Origin of the sequence: Cytobacillus gottheilii, from assembly GCF_018582665.1 — a bacterium.
Classification (GTDB): Bacteria; Bacillota; Bacilli; order Bacillales; family Cytobacillaceae; genus Cytobacillus; species Cytobacillus gottheilii.
Genome location: NZ_CP071709.1, coordinates 2,013,918 through 2,034,377, shown reverse-complemented (window position 1 = coordinate 2,034,377; position 20,460 = coordinate 2,013,918). Strand labels below are relative to the sequence as shown.

The 20,460-nt window shown below is 40.2% G+C and carries 17 protein-coding genes; all 17 read right to left on the bottom strand.

Annotated features, from left to right (window positions below):
• Window positions 1-167 precede the first annotated feature (167 nt).
• On the bottom strand, window positions 168-1,406 hold the full coding sequence (locus J1899_RS10045) for a competence/damage-inducible protein A (RefSeq protein WP_066446411.1): 1,239 nt from the start codon (window positions 1,404-1,406) through the stop codon (window positions 168-170).
• Window positions 1,407-1,427: 21 nt separating this feature from the next.
• Window positions 1,428-2,009, bottom strand: a complete 582-nt coding sequence (gene pgsA / locus J1899_RS10040; RefSeq protein WP_066446413.1) for a CDP-diacylglycerol--glycerol-3-phosphate 3-phosphatidyltransferase — start codon at window positions 2,007-2,009, stop codon at window positions 1,428-1,430.
• A 66-nt stretch (window positions 2,010-2,075) separates the two neighbouring features.
• A complete protein-coding gene (locus J1899_RS10035; RefSeq protein ID WP_214478545.1) occupies window positions 2,076-2,996 on the bottom strand; it encodes a helix-turn-helix domain-containing protein in 921 nt (306 codons plus the stop codon).
• A 20-nt stretch (window positions 2,997-3,016) separates the two neighbouring features.
• A complete protein-coding gene (locus J1899_RS10030) occupies window positions 3,017-3,808 on the bottom strand; it encodes a DUF3388 domain-containing protein (protein WP_066446417.1) in 792 nt (263 codons plus the stop codon).
• A gap of 221 nt (window positions 3,809-4,029) precedes the next feature.
• Complete coding sequence (locus tag J1899_RS10025; RefSeq protein ID WP_214478544.1) at window positions 4,030-4,287, bottom strand: DUF3243 domain-containing protein; 258 nt, start codon at window positions 4,285-4,287, stop codon at window positions 4,030-4,032.
• Between the two features lie 115 nt (window positions 4,288-4,402).
• On the bottom strand, window positions 4,403-5,125 hold the full coding sequence (gene ymfI, locus J1899_RS10020; RefSeq protein WP_066446421.1) for an elongation factor P 5-aminopentanone reductase: 723 nt from the start codon (window positions 5,123-5,125) through the stop codon (window positions 4,403-4,405).
• Window positions 5,126-5,332: 207 nt separating this feature from the next.
• Window positions 5,333-6,622, bottom strand: a complete 1,290-nt coding sequence (yfmH, locus tag J1899_RS10015; RefSeq protein ID WP_214478543.1) for an EF-P 5-aminopentanol modification-associated protein YfmH — start codon at window positions 6,620-6,622, stop codon at window positions 5,333-5,335.
• Window positions 6,622-7,905, bottom strand: a complete 1,284-nt coding sequence (gene yfmF, locus J1899_RS10010) for an EF-P 5-aminopentanol modification-associated protein YfmF (protein WP_214478542.1) — start codon at window positions 7,903-7,905, stop codon at window positions 6,622-6,624. The genes yfmH and yfmF overlap by 1 nt, the downstream gene beginning before the upstream one ends.
• A gap of 769 nt (window positions 7,906-8,674) precedes the next feature.
• Window positions 8,675-9,625, bottom strand: coding sequence for an ABC transporter permease (locus J1899_RS10005; RefSeq protein WP_425515010.1), 951 nt, complete (start codon window positions 9,623-9,625; stop codon window positions 8,675-8,677).
• A gap of 9 nt (window positions 9,626-9,634) precedes the next feature.
• Window positions 9,635-10,681 (bottom strand): ABC transporter permease, encoded by a 1,047-nt coding sequence (locus J1899_RS10000; protein ID WP_214478804.1) that lies wholly within the window; start codon window positions 10,679-10,681, stop codon window positions 9,635-9,637.
• Window positions 10,674-12,212, bottom strand: a complete 1,539-nt coding sequence (locus J1899_RS09995; RefSeq protein WP_214478540.1) for an ABC transporter ATP-binding protein — start codon at window positions 12,210-12,212, stop codon at window positions 10,674-10,676. The genes J1899_RS10000 and J1899_RS09995 overlap by 8 nt, the downstream gene beginning before the upstream one ends.
• Window positions 12,213-12,473: 261 nt before the next feature.
• A complete protein-coding gene (locus J1899_RS09990; protein WP_214478539.1) occupies window positions 12,474-13,589 on the bottom strand; it encodes a BMP family lipoprotein in 1,116 nt (371 codons plus the stop codon).
• Between the two features lie 80 nt (window positions 13,590-13,669).
• Complete coding sequence (locus J1899_RS09985) at window positions 13,670-14,395, bottom strand: GntR family transcriptional regulator (protein ID WP_214478538.1); 726 nt, start codon at window positions 14,393-14,395, stop codon at window positions 13,670-13,672.
• Between the two features lie 578 nt (window positions 14,396-14,973).
• Complete coding sequence (locus J1899_RS09980) at window positions 14,974-17,313, bottom strand: DNA translocase FtsK (RefSeq protein WP_214478537.1); 2,340 nt, start codon at window positions 17,311-17,313, stop codon at window positions 14,974-14,976.
• Window positions 17,314-17,488: 175 nt separating this feature from the next.
• Complete coding sequence (locus J1899_RS09975) at window positions 17,489-17,701, bottom strand: YlzJ-like family protein (protein ID WP_066446447.1); 213 nt, start codon at window positions 17,699-17,701, stop codon at window positions 17,489-17,491.
• Window positions 17,698-18,435, bottom strand: coding sequence for a ClpP family protease (locus J1899_RS09970; RefSeq protein WP_151572110.1), 738 nt, complete (start codon window positions 18,433-18,435; stop codon window positions 17,698-17,700). Before J1899_RS09970 ends, J1899_RS09975 begins: the two co-directional genes overlap by 4 nt.
• 172 nt (window positions 18,436-18,607) lie before the next feature.
• Window positions 18,608-20,272, bottom strand: coding sequence for a ribonuclease J (locus J1899_RS09965; RefSeq protein ID WP_214478536.1), 1,665 nt, complete (start codon window positions 20,270-20,272; stop codon window positions 18,608-18,610).
• Window positions 20,273-20,460 lie beyond the last annotated feature (188 nt).

Below are 20,460 nucleotides of genomic sequence, written 5' to 3'. Positions count from 1 at the left end.
CAGAAATCATATTTTCGAGCTGAAGAATGCCGTTTTTCTATCATAATAAGGATTAAAAAAGCTAGAAGCTGCTTTTATCTGAATTTAAGCATTACAGCAGCAGTTTCTACTATAATACCGGTTTATTAAAAAGAAAAGGAATGCAAATTTGCACTCCTCTCTCCTTATTACTCCTGAATATAGCTCAGCAAAAAGTGACAGCCATATTTTATGCTTCTTATGCGATTGGCTGCTCTTGAGCCGCCTAAGTTTAACTTTTCCACTCTGGTCTTTTTCCCTTTTTGATAGAGACCAATATAGACTGTGCCAACAGGGTGTCCTTCTAATTCATCTGGTCCGGCAACGCCAGTAAAACTAATGCCGACATCTGCATTCATCAGCTTTGCTGCATTTTCAGCCATCTCAAGCGCACACTCACTGCTTACAACACCACACGTTTGAATCGTTTCTTCTTTTACTTGTAAAATATTAGCTTTCACTTCGTTTGTATAGCAGACAATTCCGCCTTTTAACAGGCTGCCAGCACCAGGGATCGATGTGAACTCCTGCTGAAACATGCCTCCTGTTAAACTTTCGGCTGCGGCAATGGTCAATTCCTTTTCTTTTAGGAGCTTGATCAGCTCTTCCATAAGTGAACTGTCGTCATAACCGTAGATAAATTCGCCAACCCGTTTTCTGATTTTCTCTTCTGTTTCATCAATTAGCTGGTGTGCTACTTGCAGGTCGGCATGTTTTGCTGTAATCCTTAGTGTAACTTCTCCATCTCCGGCAAGCGGGGCAATGGTCGGGTTGCTTTGGCCATCAATCAGATCTTCAATTTCAGTTTCCAGCATAGCCTCTCCAATGCCGAAAAAGCGTAAAACCCTTGAAGCAATGACCTCGTAAGATCCAAGTTTTGAGCGCAGAGACGGGTAAGCAAATTTAAGAAACATCGGCTCCATTTCCTTTGGAGGCCCTGGAAGCAGCATATAGAAGCACTCATCTTTTTTATAAATCATTCCCGGTGCCATGCCATGCTCATTTGGCAGCACTTCTGAACCCTTTAAGATGAGGGCTTGCTTTTTGTTATTCTCTGTCATTGGACGTCCGGTTCTATTAAAATACTGTTCGATCGACGTAAGTGCATCATCATCCATTTGCAGAACTGTATTCAGGTGACGGGCAATGGTTTCCTTTGTTAAATCATCCTTTGTAGGTCCGAGTCCGCCTGTAAAAATAATAAGATCAGCTCTGTTTTCAGCTATTTCAATCGCTGACTTCAGTCGATCTGGATTGTCTCCGACAGCGGTGTGAAAATACACATTAACCCCAATGTCTGCCAGCTGTCTGGAAATAAACCGTGCGTTAGTATTCACAATCTGACCGAGCAAAAGCTCGGATCCAACCGCAATAATTTCTGCGTTCATGCCGTTCCCCCCGGTTGCCTTTTATTTTGAGTTAACAAATGCCTGTTTATTTTTTGCGAAATAATCCCACCCTGACCACACTGTGAAAATTAAGGCAATCCAAAGGGCAATCATATCGAATGGAATCGAAAACATTTCAAAGATAATATTATGCAGAAGCAATGCTGAAACAGCAATAATTTGAGCCCATGTCTTTATTTTGCCGAGCATGTTTGCAGCAACAACCTCACCGCCGCCAGCTAAAATAAGACGAAGTCCTGTCACAGCAAATTCACGGCTTATAATAATAATCACAATCCATGACGGAGCAAGGTGCAGCTCAACCAATACAATTAACGCTGCCGAAACAAGCAGTTTATCTGCTAGCGGATCTAAAAACTTTCCAAGATTGGTGACTAAGTTGTATTTTCTGGCTATATAGCCATCAATCCAGTCTGTCGTAGATGCGATGATAAAAAGCAGTGCACCAACTAAATGCGTAACAGGCAAATGATCAACGCCTAGGAGCGAAATTTCACCCCATGAAAAATCGTAAACCATAATAATTAAAAACAAAGGAATTAACAGTATTCTAGATATCGTAATTTTATTAGGCAGATTCATCTTAAACCTCCAGTAGTAATAACTTCACCATTTTAAAGCATGAGAAAATAGCCATCAGATTGATGACTATTCAGTATCCGCACTGTTGCGGATGGTAATATCCTGCCGCACAAAATCACTTGGTGAGACAGCATACTCAATTTTCTCATCATTAATGTATATTTCTGTGTTAGAAGAGTTTCCAATAACGAGCACAGCTGCCTCTTCTTTTGTCAGATCGACGGTTTTCGTTGAGTTTGCTTCATCTCCAGCTACCAGCATTCCCTGAAAGAAGGAATAATCTTTGCCGTTTTTGATATTCACCCAAGTTTCACCTGTGGAAACAAGCTTCAGTTCGAACTTGTCCGTATTTTTCAACTCGTATGTTGTATATTGGCCATTCGTTTCTGCAACCGTTACTTCTTGGGCAGGAGGTTCTGGTTCTTCAACCGGTTCTTCAACCGGTTCTTCTTGCTCTGCATCTTCCCCAGTGCCATCTTCGGCTTCATTTTCGCCTGAACCATTATTTTCATTGGTATCCTCAGGCAGGTTATTCTCCACATTTACACTTGGAGTATTCTCAGGTTCAGCAGGATCTGTTGCATTATTTCCGGAAAACTGTTCATAGAAATAATAAACAACGGCAAATACACCGACTACAAATACGGCGATTAACACCTTCGGAAGGATTTCAAAAAACTTTGAAGTGCCTCCTGAAATATCTTTCCTTGTCTGAACTCTTGATAGTTTTTCTGGGATATCCTCATTCATAGCAGTTGGGATATCACTTTTAAATTCCTCAAAGAGCTCTTCAGGATGCAGGCCAACAACCTCTGCATACTGTTTAATAAATGCTCGAACATAAAATTTACCCGGCATGACACTATAATTGCCTTCTTCAATGCCAACTAAATATCTTTTTTGAATCTTGGTTGCCGTCTGCAGGTCATCAAGACTCATGCCCTTTGCGAGACGGGCTTCTTTCAATCGATTGCCTAGTTCTGTCATTTTAAACACCTTCCAACGTACTAAAAATCAAAGTCTCCAAAAGCAGATTCAGAGAACATACTGTTTTTGTCCACTACATCATATTTAATTTCTTCGTTTGGCTCATGACGCAGTTCAATAATATAATCAAAGTCATTAAGGGTATATTCTGTATTTTGCACAAAAATATCCGGATGCTCAATCACTTTAATAGATGGAAGCCTCATAATTTCTCTGACCAGCTGCCAATGACGCTCATTGGCACGGCGTGTTGAGACTATTCCATCGATGATGAATAAATTATCTGCATTATACTCATCATCAATCAGCTGATTGCGAATCGTTTGCTTTAAAAGGGTGGAAGAAACAAATAGCCAGCGTTTATTCGCACAAACACTTGACGCAACAATTGACTCTGTTTTTCCAACACGCGGCATGCCCCGAATACCAATCAGTTTATGCCCCTCCTGCTTAAACAATTCTGCCATAAAGTCAACCAAAAGACCAAGTTCCTTTCTTTCAAAGCGGAACGTCTTTTTATCATCAGCATCTCTCTGTATGTATCGCCCGTGACGAACCGCAAGGCGATCACGCAGCTTTGGCTCCCGAATTTTAATTACTTTTATTGTATCCATTGTATGTAAAATTGACTCAAGCCTGACGATTTGCTCGTCATCCTCTGCTAAAATTAGCAGCCCTCTTCGTCCTTCATCTACCCCATTAATTGTCACAATATTTATGGACAGCATCCCCAAGAGCGAGGAAATATCCCCGAGCAGACCCGGCCTGTTTATCACAATTTCATATTCGAGGTACCATTCTTTCTTTTCCACAGAAAAAACCTCCTAAAACTAGCCAAGCATCTGAAATAATAAGATTTTTAATAGATCCTTTTTATGCCTCTATTTCATCTAGCTTCTATAATATATGATTTCCAATAAAGATGAAAGGAAAAACGCTAATGATAAAAGGATTATTAATAGTTGTAGGTTTTCTGCCGGAAGACATATAAAAGAAAAAAGAGAGGATGCCCTCTCTTTTTTTCAGCAATGCATTACTTTGTGCCGTTGTTTTCAACAAGCTTAACCATCATGTTGGCAATCGCATGTTGTTCCTGTTGATCAGCCACAGACCATAGATCCGCTAAGATGCGTTCCTGGTCATTTTTAGGTTCAACTTGCTTAGCCAGATAGTCACCGATTTCGAAAGCAACGTTATTTATTGTATCTTTGCCCATTCCTTGATGCTCACCTTGATGAAGACGATCAGCAAGGAAGTCCTTCCATTGTTGCCAATTATCAAGTACTGACATGTCAAATCCCTCCTTAATGGTAATACAATACTATTTTGCATTCAGAGGAGAGAAAATATTCATCAAGTACAATAAGGAATAACGGATAAAATGACAACTTTTTGACAAGGTGGTCTTATGTATACCAGCCGCCGTTGACAGCAATCACTTGTCCAGTTATATAGGATGCTTTTTCAGATAGTAAAAATTGCACCGCATCTGCTATATTCTGGGCAGTCCCAAGTCTTCCCATTGGAATATCTTCTTGGATGTCTGCTATATCTTCTTCAGAAAAACCAGACATCATATTTGTTGAAATAGCTCCTGGCGCAACTGTATTTACACGGACCCCGCTTAAAGCCAGCTCCTTGCTCAGCGCTTTCACAAAAGCTATTTGTGCACCCTTAGCAGCCGAATAAAGAACTTCACAAGCACTGCCTGTCTGACCCCATATCGAAGAAATAATTGTAATGCTTCCTGAGCCCTTCGTAATAAGCTTAGGCAAAAGTTCTTTTGTTAATAGCATCGGTGCAGTTGCATGCACATACATCATGTTCTCAGCATCCTGAGCTGTAATATCTGTAAACAGCCCATAATGCGCAGTTCCGCTCGTAATAACAATTTCATCAAGGGAGAAAATGTCTGCAGCAATTTTTTTATAGCCTCCGCTTTCAGAAAGATCCGCTTGAATGGGGATATATTCCCCGCCGTATGCAGCAAATTCCTGCAATAAGCTTTCAATTGGCGCAGCGTTCTGATTATAATGCAAATACAATGAATAGCCATTTCGGGCAAGCTCCCGGCAGACTGCTTGACCAATCCCGCCGCTCGCACCGGTTACTAATGCAAATTTTTTCATATGTAGTTCACTCCAAAAAACATCATCATAGGTATTCTAACATAAGATTCAATTGAAATGAGACTGCATGAAAACATGCTTATTTGGCATGCGGTATAAAACAAACAATTGACTATTTAACAGCTGTCATACGCAATTCTCCAGACAGTCAATTTACACTTCTGAAAGTACAAAAAAAGGGAGTTTCCTCCCTTTTTAGTACAGCTCTTATGCTTTTGGCAAGACTTGAAAAACGGTAAAGCGATCTTCTTCAATAAATCTGGAAGCTGCCTGCTCTACATCCTCTAAAGTAATGCTTTCAAGCATTGGCACGACTTCAAATAGCTTCATGTCATTGAAAGCATATCTTGTAAATTGGTTTGCAATGTATTCTGGCGAGTTAATCGCTCTTAAGAATGCACCAATCTTTTTCTTTTTTGTACGCTGCAGGCTTTCCTCTGTCAATTGTCCTTTTTCTTTTGCTTTTAAAAGCATGGTTTCAAGCGTCTCGGCTAAACGATCTGCATCTGGAGTGTCTCCGCCCACCATGGCAAATCCAAAGCCTTGCTCTTGCGTGTAATCAAAGGAAAATGTGTCATCGATAAGCCCTTTACTATAAAGCTCATTGTAGTTTTCTGAGCTTTTACCGAAAATGATATCCAGGAGAATATTTAAGCTTAATTCGTGCTTTAGCATTTGCTCACCGTTTTGAGCGGTTTCATGACTTTTTATTCCTACAAGACATTTTGAAGTCTGCACATTCATCTTCATGACTCTTTTCTTCGTGTCACTAGCTGCAGGTTCTTCATCAAATTTGCGCTGAATCGCTGGCTGTTCCTTATAATCCTTTGCATTCTGATTGGTGCGCACCAAATTCATGATTTCATCAGGATCAACTGGTCCAACGATAAACAAGAGCATATTGCTTGGGTGATAGAATGTATTGTAGCACTCATATAACATATCTTTTGTAATATGTGAGATCGATTCAATCGTACCCGCAATATCAATCTTCACCGGATGTGTGCTAAACATATTTTCAATTAGGCCAAAGTAAAGGCGCCAGTCCGGATTGTCATCATACATTGTAATTTCCTGGCCGATAATCCCCTTTTCCTTCTCAACCGTAGCTTCAGTAAAATAGGGCTCCTGCACAAAATCAATTAAGGTTTCTAAGTTTTTTTCTACATTAGATGTACTTGAAAAGAGGTAGGCGGTTCTTGTAAAGGATGTAAACGCATTAGCAGATGCTCCTTGGCGGCTAAACTGCTGAAATACATCCTCTTTTTCTTTTTCAAATAGCTTATGTTCAAGAAAATGAGCAATTCCATCCGGAACTTTGACATATTCATCTTTTCCATGAGGCAGAAAATGATTGTCGATTGAACCATATTTTGTTGTAAATGTAGCAAACGTTTTATTAAAGCCCTTTTTCGGTAAAATATATACATCCAGGCCATTGCTTTGTTTTTCATAGTAAAGATCTTCTTGCAGCTGATTAAACGTTAGTTTTTCCATTAGTTTGCCTCCCCCTTTCCATATAAGAAATAAACGGTATCCAATTCACATTTTTCTGCTGCTGCAACAATATCCTCTTTTGTAACAGCATCCATGCCTGTGAGCCATTCATCCAGCGAAACGGAATGCTCGGAAACGACATTATGATAGAGTACTTCTATTGCCCCCCGAGCGGTGTCTACCGTTTCAAGCAATTGATTTTTGATGACCGCTTTGGTTTGATCGATTTCAGCTTCTGTAAATTCACCGTTTTTCATTGCCTTCATTTGTTCTTCAATAATGCCGACTGCTTGATCATATTTGCCGTTATCAATCCCTGACATTACCATCATCAAGCCTTTATGACTTTCCAGCCTGCTTGCTACATAATAAGCTAAACTGGCTTTTTCCCGCACATTTAAAAACAGCTTCGAATGTGAAAATCCGCCAAAAATGCCATTGAAAATCTGCAGAGCATAATACTCTTTTTCTCCATAAAGGATGTTTGTGCGATAGCCAATATTCAGCTTTCCTTGCTTTACATCCTGCTCTTCCTTCACCGTATGCGTATCCGCTTTCTTGATTGAAGTTTGACGTACGTCCATAACTTGCGGTGTACGATCAGAAAATTGAAGCAGTTCATTTGCATATGCTGCCACTTCATTTTCATCAATATCACCAATCACATATAGATCCAATTCATCTTCTTTTAAAGCCGTTTCATAATAGGCATATAGACTTTCAGGTGTGATCGCATCAACATCATCAATTTGTCCATGCACATGTAGAGCATAAGGTTCCTCTTTGCACATTTCCTGAACAAGCCGATAGTTAGCATAACGCATTTTATCATCGTTTACAGCCTGAATTCTCTGCTTTAATGATCTTTTCTCATTTTCTACTGTGCTGGCATCAAAAGCGCTCCCGCTTGTGTTTGGAGAAGTAAGTATATTAGCCAGAAAATCAAATGCCTGTTTTAATAGTGGCGTTTGATCTGATAGAAACTTTTCATTGGCGATTTCAAGAGAAAAACTCATCACATGGTATTCGCCTTTTTTGGAAAGGTCTGTAAAAAGGGATGCACCATAAAGTTCATCTAAGTATGATCGAAGCTTAGCTGTTGTCGGATATTTCTCACTATTGCTTTGCAATACATGAGGCAAAAGCGATCTTGCTGTCACCGTCTCTTTTTTTAATGGAGATTTCATTTTCCAGACAATCGTATTGGTTTTAAATTTTGCGGTCTTCACCGTATGCAGCTTAAAGCCTTTTAGCTGCTGTACCTTTTCATCAATAACGCTCATGTATCTTCCTCCTTTATATAGGCTCAGTTTCTCCATAATAAGTTAAAATTTATCATCTTAAAGATAATAAATTGCAATTATACATAACACAGTGTTTACCAAGCACAGGTTTTGAACACATCTTTTCTTATTATATGTACAAAAGCGAAGAGATATTTTCTGCTAACCTCAGCATTGTCTTTTTATCATATGCTAAACATTTCCACTGTTCAAGGAATAGGGTTTTGGACGGCGTTTTGAAGTTTTTTAGGGGAGGTTGAAGCGGTTTTTTTAGGGCTTACAAAAAGGAGGGAATCATGATTTTAAAACGCGGATTATTAAATTAAACCTATTTAAACAGGCGGTGCAGTGGTACTGCTGTTCCACGCTTTCTACGGTGAAATATGTGCGGTGTTAAGGATTCTCGCCCTCAAAAACACCAGGATTACAAATCTTATAAATAAGCGGAAGAATTCCGCTTATTTCTTAAAATCACTTAAAAATGGCTTAAATAGACGGAGAAATTCCGACTATCTAACCGAAAAACGTGCAAATAGGCGATTTCCCCCCCATTAACCGGAAATTCTCCGCTTATTTGGCCCGAAAATAGCACAATTTTGAAAATAAGCGTAAAATCTCCGCTTATTTTCCACTCCACACAGATTCCTTCATCTAAATAGGAGGAAGAAAAAATCTTCCGATTGCCACCCATTTGTAGTTGATTACTAAAAACAAAAAAGCCGAATGATTAAAGAATAATCATCCGGCTATAATTTATTTGACTTACTTATTATCTGCTTCCTTTAATATAAGGCACACCAGAAGCTTTAGGTGCATCGGCACGGCCGATAAATCCTGTAAGTGCTAAGATTGTTAACACATATGGTGCGATTAATAAGTAGACATTTGGAATGTTTTCCAAGAACGGCAAGCTGTTGCCAATGATGCTCAAGCTTTGTGCAAATCCAAAGAATAGAGCTGCACCCATGGCACCAAGCGGATGCCATTTACCGAAGATCATCGCTGCAAGAGCCATGAACCCTTGTCCGCTGATGGTAGCATGTCCAAAATCGGATGAAATAGACTGAGCGTATACACCGCCGCCAATTCCTCCAAGTGCACCAGAGAGAACAACCGCAATATAGCGGATTTTCGTAACATTAATCCCCATTGTATCTGCTGCCATCGGATGTTCCCCGACTGCACGAAGACGCAGGCCAAATGGCGTTTTATAGATGATATACCATGCAATCACCGCAACGAATATGGCAACAAACGATGTGTAGTAGGTATTGGAGAAGAATAATTCACCAATAACTGGTATATCGCTCAGCACTGGGATATCAATTTTACTAAATCCTTTTTGAATGATGTCGGTTTGTCCTTTATCATAAAAGAATTTAACAAGGAATAAGGAAACTCCGACGGCCAATAAGTTGATCGCAACACCAGATACCGTCTGGTCGGCACGGAATGTAATGGAAGCCACAGCATGAATAAGAGAAAATAATGCTCCAACAGCCATTGCAACCAAAAGGGATACCCAAGGAGTCCAAGCGCCAAGTGCATCAACAAAGGTTAAGTTAAAAACAATCGCTGAAAAGGCGCCGATAACCATTAAACCTTCTAACCCAATGTTTACAACGCCGGAACGCTCTGAAAAGGTTCCGCCTAATGCAGTGAAAATAAGTGGAGCTGCCCATAATAATGTGGACGGAATAATGATAACTAATATATCCATGAAGCTCACTTACTTCACCCCCTTTTTACTAATACGATCAATAAACATGCGAATCATGTAGCTTGCTGCGACGAAGAACACAATTAATGCGATAATGATGTCTACGAGTTCATTCGGGACCCCAGCTTCAAGCGGCATGTTTAGTGCCCCAACTTTTAAGCTTCCGAATAAAATAGCAGCTAAGATAATTCCGATTGGTCCATTTGCACCAAGCAAGGCAACAGCAATTCCGTCAAATCCAACCCCGGTAAAGCCGCCCTTTGTTGCTGCATATCCAAATGTTCCAAGCCCTTCCATTGCACCAGCAAGACCTGCAAATGCACCAGAGATGACCATCGAGATAATGATATTCGATTTTACGTTCATTCCCGCATATTCAGACGCGTGCTGGTTAAATCCTACAGCTTTTAACTCATAACCTCTTGACGTTTTCTCAAGAATGAACCACATGATAAATACGCAAATAAGTGCGATAAAAATTCCCCAGTGAAGACGGGAGTAGTCAGTTAAACTTTCAAAAAACGGCGATCGAAGTGAAGCACTTTGATGAACTAATTCTGTTCTGTCACTTGATTCAGATAGTACAGAACGAATGATATAGTTAGTTACATGTAACGCGACATAGTTCATCATGATTGTGACAATAACCTCATGAACTCTAAATCTCGCCTTTAAAAGTCCAGGGATAAATGCCCATAATGCCCCTGCCGCTGCACCAGCTAAGACTGCCAATGGTAAGTGAATAACTTTAGGCAGTTCAAACGCAACCCCAACCCAAACTGCTGCAAGCCAGCCGACAATTAATTGCCCTTCAACCCCAATGTTAAATAGGCCTGTTCTAAAAGCAAATGCAACGGCTAAACCGGCTAAAATGTATGGTGTGATTTGTCTGATTGTCTCCCCTGTAAAGTAGGAATCACCAAAAGCACCATTCCATAAAGCTCCAAAGGCTGCAACTGGGTCATAGCCAGTAATGAGCATAATAATTGTTCCTACTAGCATTCCCAGTAATACAGCGATAATTGGAACAATAATATTCTTTGTGCGATTAGACATCTGCATGCTGCACACCTTCTTTCTTCTGGTTCGAACCAGCCATCAGCAATCCTAATTCTTGTTCAGTAGTTGTTTTAGGATCCACGATAGCGACAATTTCTCCTTCATATATAACAGCGATTTTATCACTTACATTTATTATTTCATCAAGTTCAAAGGAGATTAAAAGAACAGCTTTTCCGTTGTCGCGCTGTTCAATCAGGCGCTTATGAATAAATTCAATTGCTCCAACATCAAGACCGCGTGTTGGCTGAGCAGCGATCAGCAAATCAGGATTACGGTCGATCTCACGGCCAATGATTGCTTTCTGCTGATTTCCGCCTGATAATGCACGCGCTAATGTATACTCACTAGGTGTACGAACATCGTATTCTTTAATTAAGCTCTTCGCTTTTTTATAAATTTCTTTGTAATTTAAGACTCCGCCTTTAGAAAATGGACGCTTATAATACGTTTGCAGCGCAATATTTGCACCAATCGGATAATCTAAAACGAGTCCGTGTTTATGACGGTCCTGAGGAATATGGCCTGTACCAGCTTCAGTTACTTTTCTTGGCGGCATATTGATAATTTCTTTGCCGTTCAGCTTAATTGAACCGCTTTCAGACTTTCTTAATCCTGTGATCGCTTCGATCAGTTCTGACTGACCATTGCCATCTACTCCGGCAATTCCTACAATTTCTCCAGCCTTAACTTCTAAATTCAGGTTATTAACAGCAGGCAGGCCACGCGAGTCTTTTACATTCAGACCATTAATTTCAAGTACACCTTGCTCTGGCTTCGCTTCTGTTTTTTCCGTTTTAAAGGTTACTTCACGCCCAACCATTAAGCTGGCAAGATCATTCGGGTTCGTTTCACTTACATTTACAGTACCAATCCCTACACCCTTTCGGATTACGGTAACACGATCACAAACTTCCATAATTTCTTTTAGTTTGTGTGTAATAAGAATAATAGATTTACCTTCTTTAATGAGCGTTTTCATAATCTGAATTAATTCTTTAATTTCTTGAGGAGTTAATACAGCTGTCGGCTCGTCAAAAATTAAAATTTCTGCCCCGCGGTAAAGTGTTTTTAAAATCTCTACCCTTTGCTGCATACCTACAGAAATATCAGAAATAGTAGCCTGTGGATCAACAGCAAGGCCATACTTTTCAGAAATTTCGCGTACATCCTTTTCGGCTTTTTTAATATCAATACTTCCACGTGATGTTGTTTCTTTGCCTAAGATAATGTTTTCCGTCACAGTGAATTTATCGACAAGCATAAAGTGCTGATGCACCATACCAATTCCCAATTCATTTGCAATGTTAGGGTTGGTGATTTGAACAGGTTTTCCATTCACTCTAATTTCGCCTTTTTCTGGCTGATAAAGACCGAATAGAACGTTCATTAACGTTGATTTACCTGCACCATTTTCTCCTAATAATGCATGTATTTCTCCCTGTTTCAGCTGCAGCGTAATGTTATCATTTGCTACGATGCCTGGAAACTCTTTTCGGATGTTAAGCATCTCGATCACGTATTCCATCTTTTTCACTCCTCACTTTATTAAGGGGACATTTAGTAGTTAGAGGTCAGACCTTGCCGCCTCATATAAAAACCTGGCCTGCGCCAAGTTTACTTCCTTATTTCATTTAGTTGTAAACAGCTAAGTGAAAGGCAGAGTAAAGATCGAATTCTGACCTTCAATTAACTTTTTACTGTTTAAATATTGGGACAACTTTGTTTTTTTCCTTAAAAAAGGAATAAGCGGCGAAAACAGGCTACCGCTTATTCCTTTGTTGTATCATTACTCTGCTGAGAAAGTTTCTAATTCAGCAAGTGTGCCAGGGATTGTTAAATCACCAGCTTTGATTTTTTCGATCCACTCATTTACAGCAGTTTCGATGTCTGCTTTGTTTTCTAGTTCTTCGTTAAGAGGAGCTAGACCAACACCATCTTGAGCTAAACCGTAAGTTGTTGTTTCGCCGCCAGGGAAGTCCCCGTCCATTGCATGTTTAGCAACGTCTTGAACAGCTACGTCAACGCGCTTCATAGCAGAAGTCAATACGATATTATGCTCTTCTCCGCCTGCTTCAACTACACCTTCAGCTGTTTGGTCAGAGTCAACACCGATAGCCCAAATTTTTCTTTCAGGATCGTTAGCTTTTAAGTCACGCGCTTCTTTGAATAAACCGTTACCAGTTCCGCCAGCTGCGTGGAAAATTACATCAATATCAGAAGAATACATTGTTGAAGCAATTGTTTGTCCTAGTTCTGCTTTATCGAATGCACCAGCATATTGAACATCAACTGTGATCGCAGGATCTACAGCTTGTACACCAGCACGGAAACCAGCTTCGAAACGCTCGATAACTTCAGATTCCATACCGCCGATGAAACCGATTTTGTTTGTTTCAGTTGTTAGTGCTGCAGCAACACCAGCAAGGAAAGAAGCTTCCTGCTCTTTGAAAAGAACGCTTGCTACGTTAGGCTGATCCACAACAGCATCAATGATTGAGAAGTGTGCATCTGCTTGCTGCTGTGCAATTTCATCAACTGCACCTTCCATCATGAAACCAATACCGAATACTAAGTCAAAATCTTGGCGAACAAGGTTGTTTAGGTTTGTAGAATAGTCTGCATCAGATTGAGATTGCAGGTAGTTGTATCCGTCAGTTCCTTTTTCAAGGCCGTTTTCTTCACCAAATGCTTGAATACCTTCCCAAGCTGATTGGTTGAATGATTTATCATCAACACCACCGACATCTGTTACCATTGCAACTGTAAAGTTGTTTTCAGTGCTATCTCCGCCACCGTTATCTCCGTCGGTTGCTTCGTTTCCTTCACCGCCGCCACAAGCACTTAAAAATGTACCTGCTGCTAGGACTAGCGACATTGCTAAACCAAATTTGCGCTTTTTCAACGTTTGTACCCCCTAAAGAAATTGTTTTTGATATTAGTAGTATATCCAAGGCTCATGAATGATATTGAATCAGACCCAAATCAGATGCGCTTCCTGAGCACATGAAAGCTAAATTTGTCAGCTCTGAAATAGTTGACCGAGTAAAGGATTGGCTCGTCCATTTCATCATAATGCATTTGCTTTAAGACAAGCAGTGCAGTTTCAGGATCACATTCTAATATCGGGGAAACTTTGTCGTGATAACCAATGGGTTCTATCTGTGCAATGGCATATGTAATCTTCCGGCCAGCATCTGTTCCCAGCACATCCAAAAATGACTCCTTCTCATGTGAGAAGGTATCTGGAAGGATTTTTTCAGGCACTTTGTCTATACAATAGACGACCGGCTCACCATTGGCGGTTCTTACCCTTTCGATCACAGCAATTTCTTCCTCAAAAGAACATGAAAAACGACGAATATCCTCCTCAGTTGGCCCTTGGGTGACTGAGCTTAAAAAAATGGTTCCCGGCTTCATGCCAGCTTGCAGTATCATGTTTGTGACACTATTCAGCTGTTCTATTCCAGATGTAAACAGCGGCTTTGCATTCACAAAGGTTCCCACTCCATGGCGGCGGATAATGATATTCTCTTCTTCAAGAATTCTTAGCGCCTCACGCAGTGTCGCTCTGCTGACACCGAGCTGTTTCGCAAGGTCAAATTCAGATGGGAGTTTTTCTCTTTCTTTATATAACCCTACCTCAATGTCCTGCTTTAAACGATCGATGACTTGCAAGTATAAATGCCGGTTATCTGACTTAATAGACATGCAGTGTTCCTCCAACCCATTTTCTCAAGACATCAGACCTCTGATGTTCAATCATTCCTACTAATCGAAAATACTATAACACTTTTTACCCAATAAAGGAATAGTATTTCATGAAAATGTCGAAAAAAGATGAATAGATTTCAATTGTTAAAATTGCCTAACATTTACAAAGGAATATCCTGGAACTACTGCCATTTTGACATCGTTTACATTTCACATATCAGCCAATTTCACCTGATGATTTTAGAATTGAGCAATAAATATAAATGTAAGCGTTTTTAATAGTATGTCACATTTAGATGTGGTAAAGGAGATGTAAAGAGGGTTTGTCGAATGTTGACGAGCACTACAGCCGCATGGCTTTTTCAATTATTATTAAGAAGAATTCCTCATATCGGGGAGCTATGAATTTTTTAGTAGAATGAAAGCAAGGCATGACAGGAAGACTAACCGTTCTTCATAGTACTAACTGTTTCCTCTGCTGCCCTCTTGCGCTTATAGAAGGAGTCACTACAATTGATTTTAGTCAATAAAAAAAAGGAAGTGTCTCATATCGAACACTTCCCTCTTCTTTAGCTTTATGAACTTGCTTCTTCTCCCGGTTTGCCGAGAAGCACTGATCGTGGCTTGCTTCCTTCGTACGGCCCGACAATGCCTCTTGCCTCCATTTCATCTATGAGGCGGGCGGCTCTTGTATAGCCTACTCGAAATCTTCGCTGCAGCATCGATACGGACGCTGTCTGCATTTCAAGTACTAGCTCCACTGCTTCATCATATAATTCATCGTCCACTTTTTCAGTTTTTTCAGGCACATCCTCAGGGATCATTTCCTGCTGATATTGTGCCTTCTGCTGTCCAATGACAAAATCAACAATTTCTTCGACCTCTTCATCTGATAAAAATGCACCTTGTACCCGAACAGGCTTTGAAGCACCAACAGGCAGGAACAGCATGTCACCGCGGCCAAGCAACTTCTCTGCGCCACCCATGTCTAGTATGGTCCTTGAATCAGTCATAGACGAAACAGCAAAAGCAATTCGAGAAGGTATATTTGCTTTAATAACACCTGTGATAACATCAACAGACGGCCTTTGTGTCGCAATAATTAAATGTATGCCGGCCGCTCTGGCCATCTGAGCAAGCCTAGTAATGGCATCCTCTACATCTGAAGAAGCGACCATCATTAAATCGGCAAGCTCGTCTACAATTACAACAATATATGGCAGCAGCGGCTGCTGTCCATCTTCCTGTGCATTATGCCGTTTTACATACTCGTTGTATCCTTCAATATTTCGAGTTCCGGAATGAGAGAATAACTCATAGCGTCTTTCCATTTCACTTACCACTTTTTTCAGTGCCTGTGAAGCTTTTTTAGCGTCTGTGACAACAGGTGCCAGCAAATGGGGTACACCATTATATACATTTAATTCAACCATCTTGGGATCTATCATCATGAGTTTTACTTCATGAGGTTTTGCACGCATTAATATACTGGTGATGATTCCATTAATACACACACTTTTTCCGCTTCCAGTCGCACCAGCAACGAGCAAATGGGGCATTTTATTAAGTTCAGCCATCACCGCTTCACCCGTTATATCTCTTCCAAGGCCTATTAAAAGCTTCGCATCTGGTTTGTCCTTGCCTTTTGTCTCGATGACTTCACGGAGCGATACCATAGCCACCTCCGAGTTAGGCACTTCAATCCCAATCGCCGATTTCCCTGGTATTGGAGCTTCAATTCGAATATCCTTTGCAGCAAGTGCAAGTGCCAAATCATCATTTAAGCTGACGATTTTACTTACCTTTACACCCACGTCCGGATGTACTTCATATTTGGTTACAGCTGGTCCGAGATGCACTTGTGTGACCCTGGCCTTAACACCAAAGCTCTGGAAGGTGCGTTCAAGTTTAGCTGCATTTGCATGAATAAGCTCGTATTCGCCGCTTTGATCTGTTTGATTCGGCAGCTTTAATAAACGCATCGGCGGAAGCTGATAATCTTTGTTCTCCACTTCTGTAAAAGTAATTTGCGGTGGCAATGGATCTTCTTCCTCATTTGCTTGAGCAGTTTCTTCTGTTATAGCTGCAGATGGTTCTTCTTCCTGAATATATGCTCTTTCTGCGAAACTGGAAATCATAGGCTCTGGTTTAATGTCTTCCTGAATATTCTCAGACATTGAATTAATCGTTATAACAGGATCTTCTTCAACTTCCTGCTGTTCATTTTTTTCAGCTTGCTTCTGATTCTTTCTTTCCGTTCTTTTATGCTTTTGACCGCCAATCCATTCTTTAAGATCATCAATAAACGCCAGCCATTGTTTTTTTATAAAAGAAAAGATAGAAGTCATCATTTTTCCAACTGTTTCGCCGAATGTTTTGCCTGTTAATAAAATAAAACCGATAATAATCAGTAAAAAGGCGATAATTCTTGATCCGGCTTCATCAAATAAAAAATAAAATAGTGCAAATAGTATCGCCCCGACCATCCCGCCGCCAAGCTCATCTGTGCTTGTTTCGCCTGCACTTTCCATCCAAAACAATTGCCATGTGTTTGAAATCACACTCGGATTATCAAATTGCCCTCCGTTTGATAGAAGCTGAAATAGCTTCACATGGCTTAAGAGCAGCAGTGATGCTACTATAAAATAGATTCCAATCAGTCTTCTATTCAGTAAATAGGGTGTTTCTCTTTTCCACATTAAGTATGCAGCATAAACAGCTAACCCTAATAGGCAAAGCATATACCATTCTCCCGTAAAAAATCGGAAGAAAAGAACGGTGGTCTTGCCGACGGCACCTAAACCTGCAATGGAAATGACAGCAAGCGTTAGCAATGCAAGGGCAATCAGTTCAAACTTAATTGTTCTTTTTACCGTGTCTGTTGTTTTTGAGCGTCTTCTCTTCTTTTTTGCCATCATATCACCTTATTTTTATAGTTATTACCATGATAAACCACTTTGCTAGTTTTTAGGCTAAATCTTGATTATTTTTTCCTTAGCAAGTATTTCACTATGTATGAAACGAGAGAGCAGCCATAAAGGCTGCTCTCTGTTTTTCCAATCTATTATAGCATATTTAGGAATTGCTAGGTTATGTTAGCGTAATTTTTGTACCAGGCATATAGGCATCGTTCATATAATGGTTTGGATCGCTGCTCATGACACGAAGCACTCTGCATTCAGGTCCCTCAAGTTTTTCAACAAGCAAAGGAATTCCATTATGAGTAACAACCTTTTGAGTATTGTATGTGCTTGAATCTAATGGGAAAATGAGTTCCTCTGGCATCATTGTATATAGAATCATTGAACAAGACCCTCACTTTCGTCCTTGTTCATATCAATTAATTCATTTAATTTTTGCAATGCTGGACCTACACCGCCAACACTATCAATTAACCCATATTGCACGGCATCAGATCCGACGACATTTGTTCCAATATCTCTTGTCAGATTGCCTTTTGCAAACATCAAATCTTTAAATTGCTGTTCTTCAATATTAGAATGCTTTGTTACGAAATTAATGACACGATCCTGCATCTTATCCAGATATTCAAAGGTTTGCGGTACTCCAATTACTAAGCCTGTCAGGCGGATAGGATGTATTGTCATCGTTGCCGTCTCGGCGATAAATGAATGGTCACAGGAAACAGCGATCGGAACCCCAATTGAATGGCCTCCTCCCAATACAATCGATACAGTAGGTTTTGACAAGGAAGCAAGCATCTCAGATATCGCAAGACCTGCCTCTACATCACCGCCGACCGTGTTTAAGATAACTAGTAATCCTTCAATTTTCGGATTTTGCTCAATTGCAACAATTTGCGGAATTAAGTGTTCATATTTCGTTGTTTTATTTTGAGGAGGCAGCTGAAGATGCCCTTCAATTTGTCCTACAATCGTTAAGCAGTGAATTTTCGAGTCTTGAGACAGCTGCGGTACATTGGTTTGTCCTAGCTGCTGAATTTTTTCCATTAATGGTGATGGTCTGTCCTCTTTTGGCTGCTCTTGGCCTTCATTGTTTTGCATTTGGTGATCCATCCATATTTCTCCCTTCAAGCAATATATGGATAGTATGAGCGGTTCTTGGAATTTCATTCTGATATAATGACATTCCTTTAGGAGCAGAAAGGGACTGCCGCTGATTGGGTCTGACAAACAGCAGTGAAGAGAAAAAAACCCGGCAGAAAGAGCTGCCAGGTTTCCTATTCGTTTATGCTTCCATTAAGATCGGCAGAATCATAGGTCTGCGTTTTGTCTGATCGTATAGGAATTGGTAAAGATGATCGCGCATATCCTGTTTAATAGATGACCAGTCAAATGAAGATTCAGCCAATTTCTTTTCAACAACCTCTTTGACAAGCTGAGAGGCGTCAATAAGCAGCTGTTCTGATTCCCGCACATAAACAAATCCTCTTGTGATGATTTCTGGTCCAGCCGCAATCTTTTTTTCCTTTTTGTTTAGCGTGACAACGACAAGGAGGATACCATCCTGTGATAACAGTTTGCGGTCTCTTAAAACGATGTTCCCAACATCGCCAACACCGCTTCCGTCGATTAATACATTCCCTGCAGTAATTTTACCGGCGGTACGGAACATGCCGTTTTTATATTCAAAGCTTTCTCCTTTATCCGGGATAAAGATATTGCTTTTTTCTACGCCGCATTCTGCCGCAACCTTAGCATGGGCTTTAAGCATTCTATATTCGCCATGTACAGGCATAAAGAATTTAGGATTCATCATATTAATCATAAACTTCAATTCTTCTTGACTGCCATGACTAGAGGTATTAAATGTTCCTTTTCCGGAAATAACATCTGCACCAGCTCTATAGAGCATATCAACAGTTTTAGAAATAAATAGCTCTGTTCCAGGAACCACTGATGCAGCAATTAGAACTGTATCACCTTTTTTTATATTGATATGACGATGAGATTGCTTGGCCATTTTTTGAAGGACTTCAATTGGTTCACCTTGAGAACCTGTCGTCATTACAACAACCTGCTGATCATCATAACTTGAGATTTCTGATAAAGTAATGATCATATCTTCATCCACTTGCAGATAATTCAAAGAAATGGCGATTTGATAGACTTTCTTCAGGCTTTTGCCGGCTACTGCCACTTTTCTTCCTGTTTCAGCTGCAGCATCAAATATATGCTGCATGCGAACTAAATCTGACGCGAAGGTTGCTGCTACAATCCTGCCTTGTGCTTGTTCAAAGATGCTGATTAGCTCCTTCAATACGATCGCCTCAGACTTTGTGTAGCCTGGTTTTTCTGCCTCGGTACTATCAGAGAGCAGGCATAGTACCCCCTCTTCCCCAATTCTGGCCATCTTGCCGATGTCAGCTTTGTATAAACTTGAAGCCGCTTGATCAAATTTAAAGTCTCCTGTATAAACAATGGCACCTTCAGATGTATGTATACTTATGCCGACACTGTCGGGTATGCTATGGGTTGTCCGAAAAAAAGAAACCTGCGCAGATTCAAATTCCAAATGAGTTTCAGCCTGAATTTCAATCAGCTGTGCTTTGCCTTTAAATTCATTTTCCTTCAATTTTGCCTGTGCTAAAGCCAGCGTTAATTTCGTTCCATATACAGGCACTTGCAGAACTCTTAAAATATACGATAATGCCCCGATATGATCTTCATGTCCGTGCGTAAGAAAAATTCCGACCACGCGATCTTTGTTTTGCTCTAAATACGAAATATCCGGTATCACGATATCGATCCCCAGCATTTCATTTTCAGGATACATAAGACCCGCATCGAGAACATAAATATCCTCGTCCACTTCCACTAAATACATGTTTTTGCCTAATTCTCCGACTCCCCCGAGTGGTGTAATCTTGATGCTTTCATTCTGTCTGTTCAATGTATGTTTCCTCCTATATTTCTTTAGCCGACCGTAATCAGTTATCCATATTATACTTGAACAATGAAAATGATGACAACCAGAATTATGCAAATAGTTAGGAATCCTGATCTGAATTTTATGAAAATAATAGAATTTCCGCATCATTAGTACATTTCACTATGCACTTTTACAGGTATTAAACTGAT